The sequence below is a fragment of the Microbacterium sp. R1 genome, assembly GCF_015159725.1.
GTDB classification, from domain to species: domain Bacteria; phylum Actinomycetota; class Actinomycetes; order Actinomycetales; family Microbacteriaceae; genus Microbacterium; species Microbacterium oxydans.
Genome location: NZ_JADDUD010000004.1, coordinates 207,916 through 231,631, shown reverse-complemented (window position 1 = coordinate 231,631; position 23,716 = coordinate 207,916). Strand labels below are relative to the sequence as shown.

Sequence of the window (23,716 nt, the reverse complement as noted above, 5' to 3'; positions counted from 1 at the left end):
CATCACCAGCGCCCGTGCCGGCGCTCCCACTCGTCCTCGACCGTGCGCCGACGACCTGCGACTATGCCCGCGGGGATGGAGGCCACGAGCACTCCCGCGACGACCAGCAGCGGAACCTGCCAGCCCGCGGTGGTCTCGTGGAGGAGCCCGACGAGCAGCGGGAAGGTCGCCGCGATCCCGTAGCCGATGCTCTGCACGAAACCGCTCAGCGCCACGGCGCTCTCCGGTGTGCGGGCGCGGATGCTCAGCAGCACGAGACTGAGCGGGAACATGATGGCCGTGAGGCCGAAGATCGCCACCCAGAGCGGCAGAGCGACGGTCGGGAAGAGCAGCAGTCCGAGAAGGCCGACCAGTCCCGCCGCCACTGCCACGAAGAACAGGGGCCTGGTGGCCTGGAAACGCACCACGAGCACGGGGACGAGCATCGAACACGGCAGACCCACCAGAGCGAACAGCGACAGCAGGAACCCTGCCGTGGCCGGGGTGACGCCGCCGATGTCGACGAGCATTGTGGGCAGCCACGCGAAAGCGACGTACGCCATGGTGGACGAGGTGCCGAACACGAGAGCGAGCGACCAGGCCAGCGGCAGCCGCCACAGCCGCCCGAACGCCTTCGGGTTGGCGGACTGGGTCGTGATGGGTCCGGTGGATGCGGCCACCGCGTCGCGGACGTCGTCCACGCCGTCGGTCGGATCCGGGACAAGCAACTCCGTGGTCATCGCGCGGTCGTCGGGCTCGGAGTGTGAACGCACCAGCAGCGTGATCCAGGGAACCAGAGCGAGAGCGGCCACCACACCCCACATGCCGAGCGACACCCGCCAACCGAGACTGTCAGCGACGGGAACCGCGACCAGAGGTGGCAGGAACGTCGAGACGGCGAGCGTGGTCGAGTAGGCCGTCATCATGACGCCGAGACGGTCCGCGAAGTACTTCTTGACCAACGGCGGCAGCAGCACGTTGCCGGAACCGACACCCGCGAACACGAGAGCGGTGGCCGCGAGCAGGCTCGTCGAGTCCTGCGCGACGCCGCGCAGGAGCATGCCGGCCGCCATCAGCGTGATCGCGGCGACGGCCATCCGCTCCAGACCGAACCGCCGCTCGAACAGGGGCGTGAGCAGACCGAAGATCGCGAAGCACACCGGAGGCGCGGCACCGATCAGACCGATCACGACGGGCGAGACCGGGAAGTCCGCGGCGACGTGATCGATGACGGGCGACAGGGAGGCGACCGCGGAACGCAGCGAGAACGCCACCAGGACGATCCCCACGAGTGCGAGAGCCCGACCCTGCCACAGCGGTCGTGCGCTCGGCATCGTCATGAAGTCTGCGACCCCTCCACCCAGGCGAGATACTCGTCGGAGACCGTGCCGGTCACATATCGGCCGTCGAAGCAGCTCATGTCGAGATCCGTGAGCACGGAACCCTCGGTGATCGCGGCCTTGAGGTCTTCGACCTCCTGATACACGAGATGGTCGCAGCCGAGCTCGTCGGCGATCTCGGGGATCGTGCGTCCGTGGGCGATGAGCTCGTGACGGGACGGCATGTTGATCCCGTAGACGTGCGGGTGCCGCACGGGCGGTGCTGCCGACGCGAACGTGACGGAGGCGGCTCCGGCATCCCGCGCCATCTGGATGATCTCCTTGGAGGTCGTTCCCCGCACGATCGAGTCGTCGATGAGGAGCACGTTCTTGCCCTGGAACTCGGTCGACATCGCGTTGAGCTTCTGGCGGACGCTCTTCTTGCGCACCGCCTGCCCCGGCATGATGAAGGTGCGGCCGACGTAGCGGTTCTTGTAGAAGCCCTCGCGGTACTCGATGCCGAGCTTGCGGGCGACCTCCATCGCGGCGGGGCGCGAGGAGTCGGGGATCGGCATGACCACGTCGATCTTGTCCATCGGCACATGCTTGGCGATCGTGTCGGCGAGCTTGTCGCCCATGCGCAGACGCGACTCGTAGACGGAGATGCCGTTCATGACGGAGTCGGGGCGGGCGAGGTAGACGTACTCGAACGCGCAGGGCGCGAGCGTCGCGGCGGTGGCGCACTGCTGGGAGAACAGCTCGCCGTCGTTGGTGATGAAGACGGCCTCACCGGGCTCGACCTCGCGCACGACCTCGTAGTCGCCGTTCTCGAGCACCAGCGACTCGCTCGCGACGACCCACTCGTCCTTGCCCTCGGCCCCTGGGACAGTCGAAGGACGACGGCCCAGGATCAGCGGGCGGATGCCGAAGGGGTCACGGAAGGCGAGCAGACCGTATCCGGCGATCACCGCGATCACCGCATAGGCGCCCTCGATGCGCTCGTGCGTGCGGGCGACGGCCTCGAACACCCGCTCGGGGTCGAGGTCGACGGTCGAGGTGGTGTTCTGCAGCTCACCCGCGAGCACGTTGAGCAGCAGCTCGGTGTCGCTCGAGGAGTTCAGGTGGCGACGGTCGCGCTTGGCCATGTCGGCCGTGAGCTCACGCGTGTTGGTGAGGTTGCCGTTGTGGATGAGGATGATGCCGTACGGCGCGTTCACGTAGAACGGCTGCATCTCCTCCTCGTTCGAGGCCGTGCCCTTGGTGGCATAGCGCACATGACCCAGACCCACGTTGCCGAGCAGGGCGCGCATGTCTCGGGTGCGGAAGGCCTCGCGGACCATGCCCTGTGCCTTGGCGTTGTGCATCACGCCGTTCGCCTCGGCGGTCGCGATGCCCGTCGCATCCTGGCCGCGGTGCTGCAGCAGCAGGAGTGCGTCGTAGATGTCCTGATTGACCGGGGCAGAGCCCACCATTCCGACGATGCCGCACATGGGCTCTTACTTCGCTCCGTCCGCATAGGCGCCGACGAGGCGCACTGCTCCACCATCGACGCCCTTGGCGCCCTGTTCGAATTCACCGGCTGGACGCGGGCCGAAGCCCACGGTCCCGACCTGCCACGAGGGCATGCCCTCGGCGTTCAGAGCGGCGATCGCGGCGTCCTTCTTGTCCGCGGCGACCACCGCGAGGAATCCGATGCCGAGGTTCCAGGTGCCCTCGGCAGATTCCAGCGTGGAGCCGGCGATGTCGCTGAGCACACGGAAGACCGGACTCGGCGACCAGCTGCTGCGGTCGACCTCGGCCCAGCTGCCCTGCGGGAGCACGCGGGCGAGGTTCGCCGCGATGCCGCCGCCGGTGACATGGCTGAGCGCGTGGACGCCGCCGGACAGCTGCTCGATCAGGCGCAGCAGCGGAAGCGTGTACAAGCGGGTCGGCTCGAGGAGCGCCTCGCCCCACGTCGTTCCGAAGTCAGCGGCGTTGTCGCCGTAGGAGATGCCGGCACCGGTGATGATGTGCCGCACGAGGGAGTAGCCGTTGGAGTGCAGTCCGCTGGAAGCCACGGCGATGACCGCATCGCCATCCTGCACGCGGTCGGCGCCCAGGATCGCATCCGCCTCGACCACACCCGTCGCCGCCCCCGCCACGTCGTAGTCGCGCGGTCCGAGCAGACCGGGGTGCTCCGCCGTCTCGCCGCCGACCAGAGCCGTGCCGGTCGCGGAGCATGCCTCGGCGATGCCGCGCACGATGTCGGCGATGCGCTGCGGATAGACCTTGCCGCACGCGATGTAGTCGGTCATGAAGAGAGGCTTCGCGCCCACCACCACGATGTCGTCGACGACCATGCCGACCAGGTCCTGGCCGATCGTGTCGTGCTTGTCGATGGCCTGCGCGATCGCGACCTTCGTGCCGACGCCGTCGGTACTGGTCGCGAGCAGCGGACGACGGAAGTCGCGCAGCGCGCTGGCGTCGAACAGGCCGGCGAATCCGCCGACACCGCCGAGCACTTCGGGGCCGTGCGTCGCGCGTACGGAGGACTTCATCAGCTCGACGGCGAGATCACCTGCAGCGGTATCGACGCCGGCTTCGGAATAGGGGTTGGTGGGGGAGGCAGCCACGCCCCCAGCCTACCGCCCGGAGCAGGCCACTCTCTCCGCGAAGTCCGAGGCGGGACCTTCGGCGGTCCGGACCGGTTCCGGGTCGACATGATGACGCCCGAAGTTACGAGACCCCTCGGTTCCTTACCGTTCTGAAAGAACTCCCCCCACCCGCCGAGGCGCTCCTTAGCGTTGGCGCTCACGCCCCGATCCGTCGTCGTCCTTCCGGCCACGGGATCCGCATGCGGGGCGGAGGGAAAGGACACTCGATGACCGATTCGATCGCCCCTGCTGCCTCGGCGGCCTCACCCGCGCGTTCGGCCTCGCACGAAGTACCGGACTCGACCGTCACCGCTCTTTTCGAAGCGCGAGTCGATCGGCAGCCCGACGAGACGGCGGTGCGGCACCTGTCCGCCGCGATGACCTACGCCGAGCTCGATCGAGCCGCCGAGACACTGTCCGCGCGGCTGCGTTCGCGTGGCGTCGGACGCGGTGACGTGGTGGGCGTGTTCGTGCAGCGTTCGATCCCGATGGTCATCGGCATCCTGGCCGTGCTGAAGACCGGCGCGGCGTATGCCCCCCAGGATGCACGGATCTCCCCACGGATGCTGCTCGGTCGAGTGGCGGCCTCATCGCGCATGCGCATCGCACTCACGACCGAGGAGTTCCTCGACGCCATGCCGGACGCCGTCGACGCCATGGTGATCGACACCGCCCTGATCGACGACACGCAGCTCGACGACACGCAGCTCGACGACGCAGGAGCGGTCATGACGCGCGCATCCGTGGACCGGCGCGCGTCGGACGTCTGCGCCGTGATCTACACCTCAGGCACCACGGGATCGCCCAACGGCGTCCAGGTCACGGACGGCAACCTCGTGAACCTGTTCCGCAATACCCCGGGTGATCTGGGCATCGGCCGGGGGACGACGGTCGGCCAGGTGCTCAACATCGCGTTCGACATGGCCATGTGGGAGATCCTCGGAACGCTGGTCAACGGTGGAACTCTGGTGATCCGCGGCTCCGACATCGCCGAGACCGCCGAGCAGGTCGATGTGCTCATCGCGACGCCCAGCATCGTGAGCACCCTCTCGTCCGCACGCTGCCACGCGCGCACCGTCGTCGTCGCCGGCGAGCGCTGCCCACAGGCGCTGGCCGACGAGTGGGCGGCGGAGCATCGCTTCCTCAACTCGTGCGGGCCGACGGAGATCACGATCATCAACACCCTCGTGGAGCATGTTCCCGGCCGAGCACTGTCGATCGGGACCCCCGTTCCCGGCACGACGGTCTATGTGCTCGACGACGAACAGCAACCGGTTCCCGCGGGGGAGATCGGCGAGATGTGGGTCGGCGGCGCCGGCGTCACCCTCGGGTACATCGGTGATCCGGAACTGACGGCGCAGCGCTATCTCCCCGATCCCTTCTCTGCCGACGGCGGGCGGATGTTCCGCACCCGCGATGTCGGCCGCTGGACGTCTCGCGGCGAACTCGAGCACCTGAGCCGCACGGACGACCAGGTGAAGGTACGCGGATTCCGCGTCGAACTCGATTCGGTGTCGCGGGCGCTGGAGACGAGCCTGTCCTGCACCACGGCGGTCACCGTGCAGCTCGACGCGCGACGCCTCGGAGCCGTGATCACCCCGGCGAGCGCAGACCCCGAGGCCGCACGGGCCGCCGTCGCCGCGCTGCTTCCGTACTACTGCGTGCCGTCCGACATCATCACCGTCGATCGGATCCCCCTGACGGCACGGGGCAAGGCCGACCGCGCGGCGGTGCTGCGCATGATCGATACGGGCGCACGACCGAGGCGAGTGGCATGACCGGCGTCTCACTCTCCGCAGCGACGCTCGACACACCGCCGGTCCCGGGCCGGTGGTCCCGGCTGCGGCGGTCCCGCCGTCTCAGGCCGTACAACCGTCTCGCGCTGGCGACCGTCCTGCTGAATCTCGTCGCGTGGGCTGCGAATCCGTCTCCGACCGCGGAGCAGGCATTCGTCGTCGCCGGTGTCAACGTGTTCGTGGCGGCGATCGTCCGTCAGCAATATGTGATCAACGCCCTGTTCCGGCTGGCGACGAACATCCGCTCCACGGCCCCGCTTCGCGTGAGGTGGGGTCTCGGCAAGATCTACAGCTTCGGCGGGGTGCACGTCGGCGCCGCCGTGAGCGCGACCGCCTGGTACGTCGCGTTCTGCGTGCTCACGATCTCCGACGGGCCCTCGCTTCTGTTCGCGATCACCGCGGTCCTGGGCTCGTCGGTCCTCATCGCGATGCTCGTCACCGCCCTGCCGCCCCTGCGTGCGCGATGGCACGACGCCTTCGAGGTCACGCACCGGTTGGGCGGTTGGCTGCTGCTGGTCCTCGTCTGGGCGCAGACGGTCGCGACGCTCGTCGACGCGCAGGCCTCGCTCCTGCAGGTGCTCTCCTCCGCTGGGCTCTGGCTCCTCGTCGCCACGACGGTGAGCGTCGCGCTCCCCTGGATGCGGCTGCGGAGGGTCCCCGTCGACATCTCGACACCGTCGAGCCACGTCGCGATCGCCCGGTTCGACTACGGCGTCACCCCGTTCGCCGGGTCGTCCACGTCGATCAGTCGCAATCCGCTGCTCGAATGGCACTCCTTCGCGAACGTGCCGTCGCCCGGCGAGCCGGGTTTCCGGCTGACGATCTCGCGCGCCGGCGACTGGACGAGCAGATTCATCGACGACAAGCCACGACACGTGTGGGTCAAGGGCATCCCGACCGCCGGCGTCGGCAACATCGACAAGCTGTTCCGAAAGGTGGTCTGGGTGGCCACCGGCAGTGGCATCGGTCCGTGCCTGCCGCATCTGCTCGCCGGCACGGCGCCGGCACACCTGGTCTGGTCTGCACGCGCTCCGCAGAGCACCTACGGGACCGAGCTGGTCGCCGAGATCCGCAGGGCCGTCCCCGATGCCCTCGTCTGGGACACCGCCTCCGACGGCAAGCCCGACCTCCTCGCCCTCGCCCGCCACGCCGTCACCACGACAGGAGCCGAAGCAGTGATCTGCATCTCGAACAGCACCACCACCTGGTCCATCGTCGAAGGACTCGAACAGCAGGGGATCCCCGCCTTCGGCGCGATCTGGGACTCATGAACGGCGATCGGGAGACCATGGAGCACAGCTACGAGACGATCGAGGTCATCACGAAGGGTCCCGTCGCCCACATCCGGCTGCAGCGACCGGAGCGGCGGAACGCGCTGTCCGCCCTCATGCTCACCGAGCTCGGTCGCGCCTTCCGCACCCTCGAGCACCTGACGCTGTCCGGCATCGTGCTCAGCGGAGCCGGGTCCGCGTTCTGCGCCGGAGCCGACATCGGCGAGTTGCGCGTCGCGCGGGTGTCCGACGACCCGGCCGCAGCAGGACGACGGATCGCCCTGGCAGCGAAGTCGCTCCTGTCGCAGATCGAGGATTCGCCGTGCCCGACGATCGCGTGCGTCGACGGCCCCGCGGTAGGGGGCGGCCTGGAGCTGGCGCTCGCCTGCGACACGATCTACGCGACACCGGATTCTCACTTCGCTCTGCCGGAGCCGACTCTCGGCCTCCTTCCCGGCTTCGGGGGAGTTCGGCGACTCGTCGAGCGGGTGGGGCCAGGACTGGCGGCGGAGATGGTGCTCACCGGTCGGGCCTTGAACGATGTCGGGGCGCAAGCGCACGGCCTCGCGACCCGTCTCGCGCCGAGGGACGGCGTCCTTCGCGAGGCGGTCGCGGCTCTCTCCTCGGGGCCACGCCGCTCGCGCGCCGCCACCGCGATGGCCCGTCAGGCGCTGCGAGCCGCTGTGCAGGAAGACAGGAGCACGGCCTTTGCGGAGGAGACGCGGTTGTACGGCATCGCCTTCACGCATCAGGACAGTGACGAGGGCATCCGGGCATTCCTCGCCAAGCGTCCACCCGAGTTCTCACCCGACGACATATGAACCCGGAGGGCCGCCGCCGTCGACCATCCGCCTACGATGGGGCCATGGCAGACAAGCCGCAGTGGCTCATCCGCGAAGACGCGAGCGTTCCGGTGCTCGTCGCGCTCGCACTGCGGCAACAACTCGGGATCCGGGTTCCCGAAGACCTGCCGAGCCTGCGGGAACTCGCCGTCCGCGCCCCCGATGCCGCCGACGCCTCGCCCGATCTCGAAGCGCAGTGGCGCCACTACTGGGACATGACGGTGGAACCTCGCGCCCACCCCTCGGATGTGCCGCTCGAACTCATCGACGGATTCGACACCCTGGTCGCGCTGCCCGCCCGCGGTGCGGAGGAGCTCATGGCGGCGATCGCGCCCCAGGCGACGTCGGCCCTGCTGTACGCGCGTGCCGCGCACGACAGGTACGTGACCTCGATGAAGAGCCATACCGGCGGCGATGCCTACCGCGCGTATGCGAGCGCGATCGCGGAGTTCGAGCGCGAGGTCGGTCGCCGGGCCCACTCGTTCGAGCTGAACGTGCAGGTGCTGCCGTTCTCGCAGCGCGGTATCTGGTGGATCGGGGCTCTCACGGTCGCCGTGACCGATGGACTGCGCCGCGATGTCGTGGCATTCGACGCCGCGATCCGTCCGGTGATCGCCGAGTTGGCGTAGCGGTCAGTCCTCGTCGACGACGGTCTCGCGGTCGACGCGCACGACCCGGTCATGGCGACGGGCGAGACGCTCCAGGATCAGGCCGACGACGCCCCCCAGGGCGATCCCGATCGGGACCGTCCACAGCAACAGGAAGCCGAACACCTGGCCGGGCGGGTAGACGATGTCGAGGGCCTGAGACTCGTCGAAGCTGCCGGTCCAGGTGAGGATGCCGGCCGCGATCACACCGACCACGACGCCGATGCCCATGAGCACGCCGTACCGCGGCACGCGGCGCACGGTCGCTTCGACGGTCTGGTGCGAGTCGGTGGGGGTCATGTCTCCATTGTCCCACCGACGACGGCCGCCGTGCACCGGTGTCACGAGCGGCAGAACGGCCCTCCCCACGTCTGCTGCGGGGAGGGCCGTTCCGTGTCACCGCGATCAGACCTCGGTGGTCGTCTCGGCGGTCTCCGCCACCCGGTTGCGACGGGCGATCAGCACACCGCCGGTCGCAGCGAGGGCGACCACGACCAGGCCACCGACGATCCACGGCCACACCGGAGCACCCTCGGCGTCGGCGGGCTCGTCCGCGGCAGTCACCACCGCAGTCGCCTCCGAGTCGGATTCCGGCTTCTCCGCCTCGACGCCGCAGTCCGCGCCGACCGGGATGACAGCCGTGACCGGATCGAGCTCCTCCCCCGCGGCGTAGGTGCCGAAGGCTGAGGCCCCGGCCTCGGTCAGCGTCGTGGGGATCGCGTCGAGCGTCAGCGCGCCGTCGACGACTGCGGCATCACCGAGGGCGAACTCCGCGAGGCGGACCCCCTTCTGATCGATGCTCTCCCCGCCCTGCGTGGTGCCGGTCACGTCGAAGACGAGGTAGCCCTTGTCTCCCGCGAGTTCGACCGCCGCGTTCGCGAGTGTCGTGTTCAGCGCGCCGTCATGACCCGTGAAGGTGATGCTGCCGCCGAAGGTGATCAGGCCGGCGAGGCTCTCGTCGTCCAGGGATCCCGCCCCGTTCCCCCACACGTAGTCGGGGTACTCATAGGTCACGTCGGTCAGGGTCCAGCCCCCCTTCGCGATGCCCTCGATGTAGGTGCGGAACGACTCCTTGTAGCCCCACTTGAGCGTGGCGCCCTCCACCGTGCAGACGCCGATCGCCGCCGTCGCCCTGTTCAGGGTGAACACCAGACCACGGTTGACGGAGCCCTGGAACGTGAGCGTGTGCTCGCCGTCCTCGAGGGCGGCGGGAAGGGCACCCGACCAGGTCGCGACACCGTTCTCATCGGCCGCCACCGTGTCGAGGAGCACGGGGGTCGAGTACACGACGACCTTGATCCCCTGCTCGTTCGCCCGGAATCCGGATGCGGACACCGTCGCGGGCTGCCCCGCGGCGAGTGCGGCCAGAGCGGCCTCGTCGGCCTCGATTCCCGCGGTCGCCGGCGGGGTCGACGGCAGCGTGACCTTCGGCTTCACGACCGCTGCGGCGACCGTGCCGCTCGATCCGGCGGGCGCTGAGGCGACCGAGCCGATCGTGAAGGTCACCGGGTTCAGTGCCGTGCCGTAGCCCGAGAGCACCCGATCGCGTCCCTCAGCGGTCAGCGCCGCGGGAGCCGCCGTGTAGGTCACCGCGCCGTTGGCAGCGACGCGCGCCGCCCCGGACAGGTCGAGCGTCGCGAACGGCACCTGCGCGCCGCCACTGGTGACGTACAGAGTCGCGGCGTTCGTCGAGGTGATGCGGATCGACGGGTTCGAGACCGTCACGTCCAGCACGCCCTGGTGTCCGGTGAAGCGCACGGATCCGCGGTACACGACGCTGCCGAGACCGGTGTTCACGTCGAAGTCGCCCCCGACGGTCTGGCCGAACTGGAACTGACCGCCGGAACGGGTCGCGCCGTCGGAGACCGCGATGGACCCCTTCGCGATGTTGCCCGTGATGTAGTCGGTGAACGACGAGGAGATGGCCCAGCGGAGGGAGCCGCCCGGAACGCTCGCCGCCGGAGCGGTCGGCGTGACCGGTGTGCCCGGTGTCTCCGGTACTTCAGGGTTCTTCACGTCGAGCAGGGCATCCCACTGCGCCGGCGTGATGGTCACGGTGGAGCGCGCGTAGATCGTGCTCGCATCGGGCATCGAGTGCTGCTTCCACACGATCACCTCGTACGACTTCGTGCGGTCGAGGTTCTTCGCCGCGGTCGTGAGGTCGACCGCGAAGGCACCGAACGTGACCTTCTGCACATACTGCATCGCGAGGAAACCGCCGTCGGCGCTCACCTCCGCCTCGGTCCCGGCCTCGATCAGTGCGACGTAGGCGCCGGGGATCTCGCCGAGGTTCGTGGCTGCGGCGTTGACGGTCAGGCCGTCCTTCGCCGTCGCCGTCTTCACCGTCGTCGTCGTCGTCGGCCCCGCAGGGAACAGCGTGTCCCACTGCGCGCCGGTCACCGTGACGGTGCTCCGCCCGTAGATCGTGCTCGCATCGGGCATCGAGTGCTGCTTCCACACGATGACCTCGTACGACTTCGCGCGGTCGAGCGTGTCGGTGGCTGCGGTCAAGTCGACCGAGAGCGCGCCACCAGAGATGTTCCGCACGTACTGCATGGCCAGGAAGCCGCTGCTGCCGGTGACGTTCGCCTCGGTGCCCTTCTCGATCAGCGCGACGTACGCGCCGGTGATCGCGCCGAGCTGGGAGGCGGAGGCGGTGACGGTGAGCCCGCCGCTCGCGCTCGCAGATTTCACCGTCGTGGTCACGCCCGACGCGACACCGTAGTTCAGGGCGACACTGCGCTCCTGATCGGCGTTGACCACCCCACCGGCCGCGTACGTGTAGACACCGTAGGAGCCAGGAGTCGCGGACGCATCCTTCAGCGTCAGCGTGGTCTGGAACGTGCCGTCGGCCGCGATGTCGACCCACTGCGCGCGGATCGCGCCCTGGTACTGCGCCGGAACCTGATTCAGCACGCCCTCGGCGAGTGCCCAGACCTGCGCGCCCACCGAACGGGCCGACGATGCGGCACCGGCGGACGGCTGCCACGTGGAGGCGAAGTTGCCGAAGACCACGTAGGTGCCCTGGGGGAGGTGCTTCGGGATCGGCACACCACGCCCCTCGGTGCCGAGGTTCGCCGTCGGGTCGTAGCCGGATCCCTTCACCACGACCCTGTCGCCCGCCTTGAGCGGCACCCCGGCAGCCGGAGTCGTGCCATCGGCCAGGAAGACCTCGATCGCCGCAGACTTCGGCGAGGTGCCCGGATCGGTACCCGGATCGGTGCCGGGGTCCGTACCGGGGTCGGTGCCAGGATCGGCGCCGGGGTCGGTGCCAGGATCGGTGCCGGGGTCGGTGCCAGGATCGGTGCCGGGGTCGGTGCCAGGATCGGTGCCAGGGTCGGTACCGGGATCGGTCGGCACGGGACCGAACACGGCGTCCCACTGTCCGGACGAGATGACGACATCGCCGCGACCGTAGATGGTGGCGTCGCTGGGGTTCGAGTGCTTCTGCCACACGAGCACCTCGTAGGACTTCGTCCGATCCAGCGATCCGGCCGGTGCATCGAGCGTGAACGAGCTCGCGCCGGCGGCGACGGTCGGCATCACGAACGCGGCATACCCGCCCCCGCCGCTGAGTCCCGACTCCGTGCCCTTCATGATCAGCGCGGCGTACGTGCCTTCGACCTCGGGCAGGCCGGCGGCCTGCACTTGCACGCTCACGCCGGAGGTGGTTGCCGACGCGACCGTCGCGGTGACCGCAGCGCCGGCGGCATGCGCTGGCGGGACGATCACCGCGCCGGCGGCGACGAGGAGAAGGGAGACGAAAGCGGCGAGCAGCACGCGTATGCGGGTGCTCACCGAGGGTGCGGGGGCTGTGGTGTTCACGGTTCTCCACGGCTCCGGGCGCACCGAGAAGCAGGCGCGCCGGCGGTGCCGCAATGCAGTCGGGCGAGGAAGGAGTTTTGGTTAGGCTTAGCTAAGCAAGCCGCCGGTCCCGAGCGTAGAGGTGCGGATCATCGCGCGTCAAGTTTTAGGATAGCCTTGCCTAATGCGTCGAGTTCCCGCCCTCCTCTTCGTCGTCGTTCTCGCCCTCGGGCTCACCGCCTGCGCAGAACCGGAGGCCACCGCGGCACCGGCCTCCGTCGCCGATGACGACTGCCCGCAGGCATCCGTCCCGCTCGCCTCGCTTGATCTCATCGACGACGTGCGCACGCACGAAGGCCCCTCGACCGCCTGCCTGTCGAGTCACGCGATCGAGCCCGTCGACGACGACAGCGCTCCGAAGCTGCCTGTGACCGTGACCGACAGCGAGGGCCACGAGGTCGAGATCAGCGACGTCGACCGCATCCTCCCGATCGACATCTCGGGCACGATCGCATCGACCGTGTTCGCGCTCGGCCTCGGCGATCAGGTCGTCGGTCGCGACGCCTCCACCGTCTTCGCCGGTACCGAAGACCTTCCCGTCGTGACGAAGACCGGTCACACGCTCAATGCCGAGGCGATCCTCGAGCTGGCCCCGACCGTGGTCCTCACCGACACCACGATCGGCCCGAAGGAGGTGCGTCAGCAGTTGCGCGACGCGGGAATCGCGGTCGTCGTGATCTCCAGCGACCGGCGACTCGACACCACCGACGAGCTGGTGACCGAGATCGCCGCCGCTCTCGGTGTGCCGAGCCGCGGTGAAGCACTCATCCAGCGGCTGGATGCATCGGTCGACGAGACGCTCGCGGAGATCGCCGAGGTCGTTCCCGCCGACGAAGCCGAACGCGCACGGATGCTGTTCCTGTACGTGCGCGGCAGCGCGAACGTCTACTACATCTTCGGCGAGGACTCCGGAGCCGATTCGCTGATCGACGCCGTCGGCGGTGTCGACGTGGCGGCCGAGATCGGCTGGGAGGGTATGAAGCCGATGACCGCGGAAGCCCTGGTCGCCGCACAGCCCGACGTCCTCGTGATGATGACCGACGGCCTGGAGTCGGTCGGCGGCATCGACGGACTGATCGAGCGGATCCCCGCCGTGGCAGAGACCCCCGCCGGAGCGAATCGCCGCGTGATCGACATGGCGGACAGCGAGATCCTCAGCTTCGGTCCACGTACCGCCGACGTGATCGGGGCCCTGGCTCGCGCCCTCTACGCCCCCGAGCCCGCGACGTGACCGGCGAGGTCGTCACCCCGACCCCTTCGAGACACCGGGGTCTGCGCTTCGCGCTGGTGGCGGTCGGCCTGACCGTCGCGCTCGCCGTCACCTGCATCGTGTCGATCACGAGCGGACAGTATGACCTCTCCCCCGCATCGCTGATCGGAGTGCTGCTGCGCGGTGTCGGCATCGACACCGCGTGGGCGCCGACGGCTTCCACCGACTACGGCGTGATCTTCAATCTGCGGATGCCGCGCATCGTGCTCGGGCTGCTCGTCGGCGCCGCCCTCGCCGTCTCGGGTGTGCTCATGCAGGCGATCTTCGGCAACCCCCTCGCGGACGCCGGTGTCGTGGGGGTCTCCTCGGGCGCAGCGCTCGGCGCGGCAGCGAGCATCACCTTCGGACTCGCGACGTTCGGCATGTGGACCACGCCGGCGTTCGCGTTCCTCGGGGGGCTGGTCGCAGTGTTCTCGGTGTACTTCATCAGTCGGTCCGGTGGTCGCACCGAGGTCGTGACCCTGCTGCTGACGGGCATCGCGATCAACGCGATCGCGGGCGCCGGCATGGCGTTCTTCACGTTCCTCGGCACCACGTCGACGCGCGAGCAGATCGTGTTCTGGCAGCTGGGATCGCTGAACGGCGCGTTGTGGTCGAACATCCAGCTCGTCGCACCCCTCGTGCTGATCGGCATCGTCATCGCGCTGATCGTCGCGCCCAGCCTCGACCTCTTCGCCCTCGGCGAGCGCACCGCCAGGCACCTCGGCGTCAATGTCGAGCTGCTGCGGATCGTCGTCATCGTGACCGTCGCGCTGCTGGTGTGCGCGGCGGTCGCGTTCGCGGGGATCATCGGCTTCGCCGGGCTCGTGGTCCCGCACCTGATGCGCATGCTGATCGGGCCGGCCCACCTGCCGCTCGTGATCGCCTCGGCTCTCGGTGGCGCACTGCTCATCGCCGTCGCCGACCTCGTCGCGCGTACGGCCGTACCGCTCGCCGATCTGCCCATCGGCATGATCACCTCGCTCGTGGGCGGGCCCTTCTTCCTGTGGCTGCTCGTGCGCACCCGCCGTCGCTCGGGAGGATGGGCATGAACGTGCGGCTGCGCGGATCGGGGCTCACGGTTCGCGTGGGCGAAGGACGGACGATCCTCGACGACGCCTCCATCGAGATCCACCGCGGAGAGATCCACGCCCTGGTCGGGCCGAACGGGGCCGGCAAGTCCACCCTGTTCGGAGTGCTCGCCGGAGACGTGCCGGCTCACGCAGGGACGGTCGAGCTCGACGGGCGGTCGATCGACCGGATCAAGCCGCGCACGCTCGCCCAGCAACGCGCTGTCCTTCTGCAGGAGAACACCGTCACGTTTCCCTTCAGCGCCGAACAGGTCGTGCGCATGGGGCGTACTCCGTGGGCACGCACACCCGCGGCCGACGAGGACGACGAGTTGGTGTCCGCAGCGATGACACAGACCGAGGTGACGGCGCTCGGATCGCGAGCCGTGCCCTCACTGTCCGGCGGCGAGCGCGCAAGGGTCGCCCTCGCCCGCGTGATCGCCCAGGCCACCGGCGTCCTGCTGCTCGACGAACCGACCGCTGCTCTCGACCTCAAGCACCACGAAGACGTCATGCGGTTGATCCGGGGACTCGCTGACACGGGGATCGCGGTGGCGATCGTGCTGCACGACCTCAACGCCGCACTCGCGCACGCCGACCGCGTCACCTTGCTCACGGGCGGCCGTGTCGCGGCGACAGGCACAGCGAGCGAGGTGCTCACTGCCGAGCGGATCGAGCAGGTGTACGGCCAGGCGGTCGACGTGTTCCCCCACCCCACGACCGGTGTGCCGCTCGTGGTCGCTCGGCGCTGAACCCTGCGGGGCTAGGACTCTTCGCGAAGCGAGCGGATCATGCTTCGGAGGATCTCCCGTGCTCCCGTCTGCTCCTCCTGCGTCATACCGGACAGCATCCGGACCTCGACGGAGCGGACGGCCGCGGTCGCCGTCGCGAGACTTTCACGGCCACGCTCGGTGAGGCGGGCGGGGAGGGTCTTTCCGACAGGCGCTTCCGACGGCCTGGTGACGAACCCCTCGCGTTCGAGCGCCTGGAGCAGGACGTTCATCGACTGCCTCGTCACGAATGCGCCCCGTGCGAGATCGGAGTTCGACAGGCCGGGCCGCTGGGAGAGCAGTTCGAGACAGGAGTAGTGGGTGATGGTCATGCCGAGCGGACGCAGCACCTCTTCCATCGCGGTGCGGAGAGCGCTCGATGCCTCCTTCAGCAGGTAGCCCAACGACGTGTCGAGGTCGATGCCTGCGCGGTCTTGACTCATGTCAGTATTCTGACATACACTCGCCTATGTCAGAAAACTGACACGAAGAGAAGGATTCTCCCATGCCCGTCACCGGCCCCGACTTCATCTCCCTGCAGGCGCGCGACCTCGCCGCCTCCCAGGCGTTCTACGAGCGCTACCTCGGCCTCGTCCGCTCTCCCGCAGGCCCTCCCCACGCCGTGGTGTTCGACACAGCCCCGATCGCATTCGCGCTGCGTGACATCGCACCGGGCACCGACCTGACCGGCGTAGCCCAGCCCGGCATCGGCGCCGCCATCTGGCTGCACGCCACCGATGTCCAGGCCATCCACGATGCACTCCTCGCCGACGGACACACCATCGTCGCGGAGCCGATCGACGGCCCGTTCGGCCGGACCTTCACGTTCGCCGATCCCGACGGCTACCGGATCACCCTCCACGACCGCGCCTGACGCCCCTCCGCGCGAGCCTGCCGCCACGGAGGCAGGTCCATCGTCCGGGAGGTCTGCGATGAGGGGGCAACCTCGCAGACCCGTCGGACCATGAAGACCCATACACTCTCGATGAGGCGCAGCATCGGACGGATGTGTCCGCGCCGGCGCGAGGGAGGGCAGAATGTTCGGGTCCAAGAAGAAGCAACAGCGATTCAGCGAGCTGATGGAGCAGTTACGACCCGACCTGAGCCGGGAGTCGCTCGGCGTCGGACCCGCCTTTCCCGGCGTCGCCCCGAACCCGCTCCTGAGCGGTGAGGCTCGACGACGAAACGCCGAACTGCGCGCAGGGACCCTCGCTCTCGGGGTGCTCGTCGACTGGCGCGAAGTCAGCAGCGACGGAGGCGTCCGCCTGGTGCTGATGCTCGATGTGACGACGGCGGACGGCGCCTCGTTCCGCGGTATCGCGGATGAGGACTTCACGATCACCGAGCTGACCCGACTCGCTCCAGGGCAGACGATGCCGGTGCGGTATCGACCCGCCGTCATGGACCACTACGTCGCTCTCGCCAAGGACGCAGACGCCACCAGAGTGCAGCAGCTCGTCGACGAGATCGAACGACGCCGGAAGCACTGATCCGAGATCGAGGCTCTGCCCGCGCCGCGCTACGGGCGCACCGGCAGCACATCGCTCAGATCGGCGCGGGTGCCGGAGGCGTGGATGCGTCCGCCGGAAGCGGCATCCACCCATCGCTCCGCACCCGTCGCGACGGCGATCCACGTCGCCGCATCCATCTCGACCACGTTCGGCGGTGTACCTCGCGTGTGCCGGGGCCCCTGGATGACCTGTACCGCACCGAAGGGTGGGACGCGCACCTCGACGCTGTTGCCCGGCGCCTTCTCGTCGAGGAGCTGCAGCAGGTAGCGCACGGCCGTGGCGAGGTCGGTGCGCTGCGGCTTCGCACCGGAGGCCTCCGCGGTGCGGACAGCGTCGAGCGCCGCGCGTCCGTCCACGATGTCGATCTTCTTGGCCATTGCTCCAGACTACGACCGGCCGCGGCGCGCCGAGTCCTATGCTCGAACGCATGAGCATGCATCCCCAGGGCGCCCGCGCCGAGCTGCTCGCGGCGGTCGCCGACCACTCGTGGGGCGTGCGCATTCCCCCGCTGTCCGACCCGCAGAGCGCCCACGACGCGGCTGTCCTCATCCTGTTCGGTGTGCTCGACAGCGTCCCGGCCTCCACGACCGTCGCGGCCGTCGCCCGAGACCTCGACGTGCTGCTGCAGCGGCGCGCCCCCACGCTCTCGTCGCACCCCGGACAGGTCTCCTTCCCCGGCGGGAGGGTGGAAACGGAAGATGCCGACGTGGTCGCCACGGCCCTGCGCGAGGCGGAAGAGGAGACCGGACTGGACCCGGCCGGTGTCGAGATCCTGGCCACCCTGCCCGAGATCCCGCTCGCCGCGAGCAACCATCTCGTGACCCCCGTGCTGGCGTGGTGGCAGTCGCCGTCCCGGGTCGTGGCGGTCGATCATGCGGAGACGGTCGAGGTGTTCCGAGTCCCTGTCGCGCAGTTGCTCGATCCGGAGACCAGGTTCACCTCGACGATCACCCGCATGGGCCACACCTTCCGCGGCCCGGCGTTCGATGTCGACGGCACGATCGTCTGGGGCTTCACCGCGATGGTGCTCGACGCGCTCTTCGACGCGGCCGGCTGGACCGTGCCGTGGGACTCCACGATAGAGCGCCCCGTAGAGCTCTGAACGTCGCCAGAGGGCCGCACGCCACAGACCGCCGAAACCCGGTCCACGACCCTCGGTAGTCTGGACGGGTGAAGATTCTCGTCCTCGGTTCCGGTGCCCGTGAGCACGCGATCATCCTCGCCCTGCGGGCAGAGCGGACGGAGCACGAGATCTTCGTCGCGCCGGGCAACGCCGGCATCGCTCAGGATGCCACCCCGGTCTCGGTCGATCCGCTCGATGGTGGAGCGGTCACCGCCTTCGCCCATGAGCACGCGATCGATCTGGTCGTCGTCGGTCCTGAGGCCCCGCTCGTCGCCGGGGTCGCCGATGCACTGCGTGTCCGCGGAATCCCGGTGTTCGGCCCCGGGAAGGCCGCCGCCCAGCTGGAGGGCTCGAAGTCGTTCGCGAAGCGCGTGATGGATGCCGCAGGCGTCCCCACCGGCCGCGCTGTCCGCGCCGCGACCACGGCCGATGTCGAGTCGGCGTTCGACGACCTCGGCGCCCCCTACGTGGTCAAGGCCGATGGACTCGCTGCGGGCAAGGGCGTCATCGTCACGTCCGACCGCGCGCACGCCCTCGCACACGCCGAGCAGTATCTTCCCGCAGGCCCCGTGCTGATCGAGGAATTCCTCTCCGGCCCCGAGGTCTCCCTGTTCTTCCTGAGCGACGGCGACACCGTGCGCGCACTCAGCCCCGCACAGGACTTCAAGCGTGCGCTCGACGGCGACGAAGGGCCCAACACGGGAGGCATGGGCGCCTACTCGCCGCTCCCGTGGCTCGACGAGCAGTTCGGCAGCGAGCGGGCCTTCGTCGAAGAGGTCACCCGCGACGTGGCACTTCCCGTCGTGCGGCAGCTCGACGCGGAGGGCACCCCGTTCATCGGACTCCTCTACGCGGGGCTGATCCTCACCCCCGCCGGCGTACGCGTGATCGAGTTCAACGCCCGCTTCGGAGACCCCGAGACGCAGATCGTGCTTCCGCGCCTGGTCACCCCGCTGTCGGAACTGCTGTTCGCCGCGGCATCCGGCACCCTCGAGGATCAGCCGGAGCCCGTGTTCAGCGACGACGTCGCGATCACGGTCGTGCTGGCCAGCGAGGGATATCCCGAGTCGCCGCAGACCGGCCGCCCGATCGAGGGCCTGGCCGACGCCGCAGCCGTCGAGGGCGTCCGGATCGTGCACGCCGCCACTGCGAGCCCCGATGCCCCGGGCGGATCGCTCATCGCCACGGGCGGTCGGGTGCTGAACGTGGTGGCTGTCGCCTCCGACTTCCGCACCGCGCGGGACCGCGCCTACGACGCGATCGCCCGTATCCGCCTCGACGGCTCCCACTACCGCACCGACATCGCCGCCCGCGTCGCCGAGTAACCGGCGCCGCCCGCGTCGTCACGCCCGCCGCGTCGTCGCGCTTGCCGTGCCGCCGGACGCTCGGCGTCTTCACGAACGCACGGCTTCCCCACGCCGACCGCCCGTGCGCTCGGCGAGTGCACGGGCAGTCGGCGGGCTCGGGGAGCCGGAGAAGTTCGCGGCGTAGCGCATGAAATCTGCCGAATACGGGGCGGATGACTGCCAACGTGTGTGAACGCGATTGACACTCGACGCTTTCTTCAAGAAAGTTGTCGCATGCCGCTCCGCTCCGACTGGTCGTCTGCGACCTGCCCCATCGCGCGCTCCGCCGACATCCTCGCCGACCCCTGGGTGCTGCTCATCCTGCGTGAGCTCTTCTCCGGACGCACTCGGTTCGACCAGCTGCGCGAAGCCACCGGCGCGGCCGACTCCGTACTGTCCCGGCGACTCACGGCGATGAGCGAGGCAGGACTCGTCGAGCGCGAAGACCCCGCCGATGCGCGCAGCGGTTACCGCGTGACGACCGCGGGGCATCAGACACTCCCGATCCTGCACGCCTACGCACGGTTCTCCCGCGTGACCGACCCCGATGGCCCCTGGGGTCTGACGGTGAGCTGCGGTCGATGCGGCGAGATCTCGGATTCGGTCGATTGGTGCGTCACGTGCGCGGCACCCCTCGACGTCGACAGCACCCACTGGGCGCGACACAGCATGGGCGGGGAGCCGTTCCCCCTCCTCACCGGACGCGCAGCATGACCGCCGAATCGCTCGACGGGCCGATCGAGGAACCCCTCGGCACTCGGCAGCGTCGATTCCACCCCGCGTGGACTGTGGCCCTCGTGGCTCTCATCGCCCTGATCGGCGCCGCCGGTTTCCGCGCAGCTCCCGGCGTGCTCATGGTGCCACTCGAGGAGGAGTTCGGATGGACCACGGCGGAGTTGTCGCTCGCCGTCTCCATCAATCTGCTGCTCTACGGACTCATCGCCCCGTTCGCAGCAGCCCTCATGCAGCGGTTCGGGATCCGCGCGGTCACGGTCGTCGCTCTCTTCGTGATCGGGGCGGGCTCAGCGCTGAGCGTGTTCGTGGCGACCCCCGGCCAGCTCATCCTGACCTGGGGCGTGCTGATCGGACTCGGCACGGGCTCGATGGCGCTCGTGTTCGCGGCGACCATCACCGACACCTGGTTCGCCACCCGGCGCGGACTCGTCTCGGGCGTTCTGACCGCAGGCAGCGCGACAGGTCAGCTCATCTTCCTCCCCGTGATCGCGGCCGCTGCCGAGGACGTCGGTTGGCGCGGAGCGTCACTCATCATCGCGGGCGGAGCTCTCGCCGTCGTGCCCCTGGTCTGGATCTTCCTGCGCAACAGGCCGAGCGACCTCGGCGTCGCCCGCTACGGCGAGACCTCACTCGCGCCCGCCCCTGCACCCGTCCGTCGCGGCTCTGCCTGGGGCGCAGCGAAGCTCGCCCTCTCGACGCTGAGAGAAGCCGCGCGCACCAAGACCTTCTGGGCGCTGGCGATCGGCTTCGCGATCTGCGGAGCGACGACCAACGGACTGATCGGCACGCATTTCATCCCGAGCGCCCACGACCATGGCATGGCGACGACCACCGCGGCCGGCCTTCTCGCGGTCGTGGGCGTCTTCGACATCGTCGGCACCGTGTTCTCCGGCTGGCTCACCGACCGCGTGAATCCACGCATCCTCCTGGCCGCGTATTACGCGCTGCGCGGGGTGAGCCTGCTCTTCCTGCCGAGCCTGCTCTCGGCGGAGGTGCAGCCGAGCATCGTCGTGTTCATCGTCATCTACGGGCTCGACTGGGTCGCGACCGTACCGCCGACCATCGCGCTTTGCCGTGAGGTCTTCGGCGACAAGGGTCCGCTCGTGTTCGGCTGGGTGTTCGCGGCGCATCAGATCGGCGCCGGCATCGCCTCGATCCTCGCCGGTGTCGTGCGCGACCACACCGGCCAGTACACGGTCGCGTGGTTCGCCGCCGCGGGTCTCTGCGCGGTCGCCGCCCTGGTCAGCGCGACCATCCGCAGGCATCCCGCACCCTGACCCTCGTTCGTATCGCGCAAATGGTTGCATCCCGGGGCGGAATGCAACCATTTGCGCGATTGGTGACGAGGAAGGGCGTCAGAGCACCTTGGAGAGGAAGTCCTTCAGACGCTCGTTCTTGGGGGCGCCGAACAGCTCGGCGGGCGGGGCCTCCTCCACCACGACGCCGCCGTCCATGAAGACCGTGCGGCCAGAGACCTCACGCGCGAAGCCCATCTCGTGCGTCACCAGCACCATGGTCATGCCGCCGGAGGCGAGGTCGCGGATGACCTGGAGCACCTCGCCGACCATCTCCGGGTCGAGCGCGCTCGTCGCCTCGTCGAACAGCATGATCTCGGGGTCCATCGCCAGCGCACGGGCGATCGCCACGCGCTGCTTCTGACCGCCGGAGAGGGATGCCGGCTTCGCGCCCGCCTTCTCCGACAGGCCGACACGCTCGAGGAGCGAGAGCGCCCGCTCCTTCGCCTCGGCCTTGGTCAGCTTGCCGCACTCGACCGGGGCGAGAGTGATGTTCTCGAGCACGGTCATGTGCGGGAAGAGGTTGAAGTGCTGGAACACCATGCCGATGCGCTGGCGCACCTCATCGAGCTTCACGCTCTTGTCCGTCAGGTCGACGCCATCGATGATGACGTGCCCCGACGTGGGCTCCTCGAGCTTGTTCAGGCAGCGCAGCAGCGTGGACTTCCCCGAGCCGGACGGGCCGATGACCGCGACGACCTCGCCATCCTCCACGGCCAGATCGATGCCCTTGAGCACCTCGTTGTCACCGAACGACTTGTGCAGGTCCTGCACCAGGATCTTGCTCATGCGTTGAACGTCCTCTCCAGGCGGTTCGCGAGCAGCGTCAGCAGCGTGATCACGACGAAGTAGATGATGGCGACGATCGTCAGCACCTGCGCCGACAGATACGTCGAGGCGATGATCTGGCGGGAGACGAACGTCAGCTCGGCGAGGCCGATGACGCTGATCAGCGACGTGTCCTTGAGGGTGATGATGCCCTGGTTGACGAACGAGGGCACCATGATGCGGAACGCCTGCGGGAGCACGACCTTCTGCATGGTCTTCCAGTGGCTCAGACCCAGCGAACGCGAGGCCTCGTTCTGGCCGGGGTCGACCGCCTGGATGCCACCGCGGATGATCTCGGTCATGTAGGCACCCGTGTTGAGCGAGAGCGTGATCGCTCCGGCGACGAACGGGTTGAAGGTGAGGCCGGGGAACAGCTGCGGGATCGCGAAGAACACGAAGAACGCCTGGATGAGGATCGGAGTGCCGCGGAAGACGTACACGTAGGCGGTCGCGACCCAGCGGAACGGCGCGAACTTCGAGACCCGTCCGAAGCCGAAGATGAGCCCCAGGATGAACGCGGCCACGATGGCGACGATCGTCGCGAGGATCGTGAGCCACAGGCCCTCCATGAGAGCCGGCCAGTACTTCACCGCGACGGAGAAGATGTCGGTCGGCTGCGTGGACTCCTCGCCACCCGACAGGTAGGTGTCGACGATCTTGTCGTACTCCCCTGAAGCCTTCAGGTTCGCGAGCCCGGCGTTGAACATCTCGATCAGCTCGGGCTTCTGCCCCTTGTTGACCGCGAATCCGTACTCGCCGCCGAGCTCGGGCTGACCCACGAGGCGGAAGCCGGAGCCCTGCTGGATGCCGTATGCGAGCACCGGGAAGTCCTCGAAGTAGCCGACCGCCTGGCCGGCCTTCACCGCGTCGACCATGTCGGTCGTGTCCTGGTACGGGGTGACCTTGAACCCGTACTCGTCCTTGTTCTCGTCGGCGAAGGTCTGCCCCTGCGTACCGGTCTTGACCGCGACGGCCTTGCCGTCGAGGTCGTCGAGCGACGTGATGTCGCTCGACTCGAGCACGCCGAGCTGGATGCCGCTGGTGAAGTAGGGCTCGCTGAAGTCGAACGTCTTCTGCCGCTCCTCGGTGATCGACATGCCGGCCATGACCGCATCGACCTGGTTCGACTGCAGCGCCTGGACGGCGGCGTCGAATCCGAGCTGGCGGATCTCGACCTCGAACCCCTGGTCCTTCGCGATCGCGCGGAGCAGGTCCATGTCGATGCCGACGAGGTCGCCGTCGGCATTCGTGAACTCGAACGGCGCGAACGTCGTGTCGGTGCCGATGACGTACTTGTCGCCGTCGTTCGCTGCGGCGGCGGGGGCGGCACCGGCGAGGAGCGCCCCGACGCCGACGAAGGCGACGAGTGCGGCTGCGCCGGCGGTGCGCACCGATCGGCGCAGACGGCCAGCCGCGGTGGATGGATTTCGGATCACGA

Annotated in this window: 22 protein-coding genes; 13 read left to right on the top strand and 9 right to left on the bottom strand. The window is 68.9% G+C overall.

Going from position 1 to position 23,716, the window contains the following annotated elements; all coding sequences use genetic code 11:
• Positions 1 to 2: 2 nt before the first annotated feature.
• Genes ILP86_RS16475 through purM form a run of 3 tightly spaced genes read right to left on the bottom strand, consistent with a single transcriptional unit; the run spans position 3 to position 3,910 of the window.
• Positions 3 to 1,319: a CynX/NimT family MFS transporter gene (locus ILP86_RS16475; RefSeq protein WP_046746861.1), complete on the bottom strand. Its 1,317-nt coding sequence runs from the start codon at positions 1,317 to 1,319 to the stop codon at positions 3 to 5.
• Positions 1,316 to 2,788 (bottom strand): amidophosphoribosyltransferase, encoded by a 1,473-nt coding sequence (gene purF / locus ILP86_RS16470; RefSeq protein ID WP_046746860.1) that lies wholly within the window; start codon positions 2,786 to 2,788, stop codon positions 1,316 to 1,318. Before purF ends, ILP86_RS16475 begins: the two co-directional genes overlap by 4 nt.
• A gap of 6 nt (positions 2,789 to 2,794) precedes the next feature.
• Positions 2,795 to 3,910, bottom strand: coding sequence for a phosphoribosylformylglycinamidine cyclo-ligase (purM, locus tag ILP86_RS16465; protein WP_046746859.1), 1,116 nt, complete (start codon positions 3,908 to 3,910; stop codon positions 2,795 to 2,797).
• A gap of 248 nt (positions 3,911 to 4,158) precedes the next feature.
• On the opposite strand from purM, the gene ILP86_RS16460 reads away from it, so the two are divergent.
• The 4 genes from ILP86_RS16460 to ILP86_RS16445 are packed head-to-tail and all read left to right on the top strand — an operon-like array spanning position 4,159 to position 8,469.
• The gene (locus ILP86_RS16460) at positions 4,159 to 5,709 is read left to right on the top strand and encodes an amino acid adenylation domain-containing protein (RefSeq protein WP_193762469.1); all 1,551 of its coding nucleotides are present in this window, start codon (positions 4,159 to 4,161) and stop codon (positions 5,707 to 5,709) included.
• Positions 5,706 to 6,998 (top strand): hypothetical protein, encoded by a 1,293-nt coding sequence (locus tag ILP86_RS16455; protein WP_193762468.1) that lies wholly within the window; start codon positions 5,706 to 5,708, stop codon positions 6,996 to 6,998. Before ILP86_RS16460 ends, ILP86_RS16455 begins: the two co-directional genes overlap by 4 nt.
• Positions 6,995 to 7,819, top strand: a complete 825-nt coding sequence (locus tag ILP86_RS16450; RefSeq protein WP_193762467.1) for an enoyl-CoA hydratase/isomerase family protein — start codon at positions 6,995 to 6,997, stop codon at positions 7,817 to 7,819. Before ILP86_RS16455 ends, ILP86_RS16450 begins: the two co-directional genes overlap by 4 nt.
• A gap of 44 nt (positions 7,820 to 7,863) precedes the next feature.
• Positions 7,864 to 8,469, top strand: coding sequence for a zinc-binding alcohol dehydrogenase (locus tag ILP86_RS16445; RefSeq protein WP_082108549.1), 606 nt, complete (start codon positions 7,864 to 7,866; stop codon positions 8,467 to 8,469).
• Between the two features lie 3 nt (positions 8,470 to 8,472).
• Here the strand turns inward: ILP86_RS16445 and ILP86_RS16440 are convergent, their stop codons facing one another.
• Entirely contained in the window at positions 8,473 to 8,787 is a 315-nt protein-coding gene (locus ILP86_RS16440) for a hypothetical protein (protein WP_058631637.1), read from the bottom strand.
• Positions 8,788 to 8,892: 105 nt separating this feature from the next.
• Positions 8,893 to 12,312, bottom strand: coding sequence for an HtaA domain-containing protein (locus ILP86_RS19945; protein ID WP_193762466.1), 3,420 nt, complete (start codon positions 12,310 to 12,312; stop codon positions 8,893 to 8,895).
• A gap of 163 nt (positions 12,313 to 12,475) precedes the next feature.
• Here ILP86_RS19945 and ILP86_RS16430 point away from each other — a divergent pair, with 163 nt between their 5' ends.
• The 3 genes from ILP86_RS16430 to ILP86_RS16420 are packed head-to-tail and all read left to right on the top strand — an operon-like array spanning position 12,476 to position 15,422.
• A complete protein-coding gene (locus ILP86_RS16430; RefSeq protein WP_193762465.1) occupies positions 12,476 to 13,582 on the top strand; it encodes a hemin ABC transporter substrate-binding protein in 1,107 nt (368 codons plus the stop codon).
• Entirely contained in the window at positions 13,579 to 14,652 is a 1,074-nt protein-coding gene (locus tag ILP86_RS16425; RefSeq protein ID WP_193762464.1) for an iron ABC transporter permease, read from the top strand. Before ILP86_RS16430 ends, ILP86_RS16425 begins: the two co-directional genes overlap by 4 nt.
• Positions 14,649 to 15,422: a heme ABC transporter ATP-binding protein gene (locus ILP86_RS16420; RefSeq protein ID WP_058631633.1), complete on the top strand. Its 774-nt coding sequence runs from the start codon at positions 14,649 to 14,651 to the stop codon at positions 15,420 to 15,422. Before ILP86_RS16425 ends, ILP86_RS16420 begins: the two co-directional genes overlap by 4 nt.
• An 11-nt stretch (positions 15,423 to 15,433) precedes the next feature.
• Here the strand turns inward: ILP86_RS16420 and ILP86_RS16415 are convergent, their stop codons facing one another.
• On the bottom strand, positions 15,434 to 15,883 hold the full coding sequence (locus ILP86_RS16415) for a MarR family winged helix-turn-helix transcriptional regulator (protein WP_113680440.1): 450 nt from the start codon (positions 15,881 to 15,883) through the stop codon (positions 15,434 to 15,436).
• Positions 15,884 to 15,945: 62 nt separating this feature from the next.
• On the opposite strand from ILP86_RS16415, the gene ILP86_RS16410 reads away from it, so the two are divergent.
• Complete coding sequence (locus tag ILP86_RS16410; RefSeq protein ID WP_046746852.1) at positions 15,946 to 16,314, top strand: VOC family protein; 369 nt, start codon at positions 15,946 to 15,948, stop codon at positions 16,312 to 16,314.
• Positions 16,315 to 16,477: 163 nt separating this feature from the next.
• Entirely contained in the window at positions 16,478 to 16,930 is a 453-nt protein-coding gene (locus ILP86_RS16405) for a hypothetical protein (RefSeq protein ID WP_058631631.1), read from the top strand.
• 29 nt (positions 16,931 to 16,959) lie between these two features.
• Here the strand turns inward: ILP86_RS16405 and ILP86_RS16400 are convergent, their stop codons facing one another.
• Positions 16,960 to 17,328 (bottom strand): sterol carrier family protein, encoded by a 369-nt coding sequence (locus ILP86_RS16400; RefSeq protein WP_193762463.1) that lies wholly within the window; start codon positions 17,326 to 17,328, stop codon positions 16,960 to 16,962.
• A gap of 50 nt (positions 17,329 to 17,378) precedes the next feature.
• Between ILP86_RS16400 and ILP86_RS16395 the strand changes: the two genes are divergently transcribed.
• The 4 genes from ILP86_RS16395 (at position 17,379) to ILP86_RS16380 (ending at position 21,432) form a co-directional block, all read left to right on the top strand.
• On the top strand, positions 17,379 to 18,053 hold the full coding sequence (locus ILP86_RS16395; RefSeq protein WP_193762462.1) for a CoA pyrophosphatase: 675 nt from the start codon (positions 17,379 to 17,381) through the stop codon (positions 18,051 to 18,053).
• Positions 18,054 to 18,121: 68 nt separating this feature from the next.
• Positions 18,122 to 19,399, top strand: a complete 1,278-nt coding sequence (gene purD / locus ILP86_RS16390; RefSeq protein WP_193762461.1) for a phosphoribosylamine--glycine ligase — start codon at positions 18,122 to 18,124, stop codon at positions 19,397 to 19,399.
• 255 nt (positions 19,400 to 19,654) lie between these two features.
• Complete coding sequence (locus ILP86_RS16385; RefSeq protein WP_061016948.1) at positions 19,655 to 20,134, top strand: helix-turn-helix domain-containing protein; 480 nt, start codon at positions 19,655 to 19,657, stop codon at positions 20,132 to 20,134.
• Positions 20,131 to 21,432 (top strand): MFS transporter, encoded by a 1,302-nt coding sequence (locus ILP86_RS16380; RefSeq protein ID WP_058631628.1) that lies wholly within the window; start codon positions 20,131 to 20,133, stop codon positions 21,430 to 21,432. The genes ILP86_RS16385 and ILP86_RS16380 overlap by 4 nt, the downstream gene beginning before the upstream one ends.
• 78 nt (positions 21,433 to 21,510) lie before the next feature.
• On the opposite strand, the gene ILP86_RS16375 is transcribed toward ILP86_RS16380, so the two are convergent.
• Positions 21,511 to 22,239: an amino acid ABC transporter ATP-binding protein gene (locus tag ILP86_RS16375; RefSeq protein ID WP_058631627.1), complete on the bottom strand. Its 729-nt coding sequence runs from the start codon at positions 22,237 to 22,239 to the stop codon at positions 21,511 to 21,513.
• Positions 22,236 to 23,714 carry an amino acid ABC transporter substrate-binding protein/permease gene (locus ILP86_RS16370; RefSeq protein WP_058631626.1) on the bottom strand — a complete coding sequence of 493 codons (1,479 nt, stop codon included), beginning with the start codon at positions 23,712 to 23,714 and terminating at the stop codon, positions 22,236 to 22,238. The genes ILP86_RS16375 and ILP86_RS16370 overlap by 4 nt, the downstream gene beginning before the upstream one ends.
• Positions 23,715 to 23,716 lie beyond the last annotated feature (2 nt).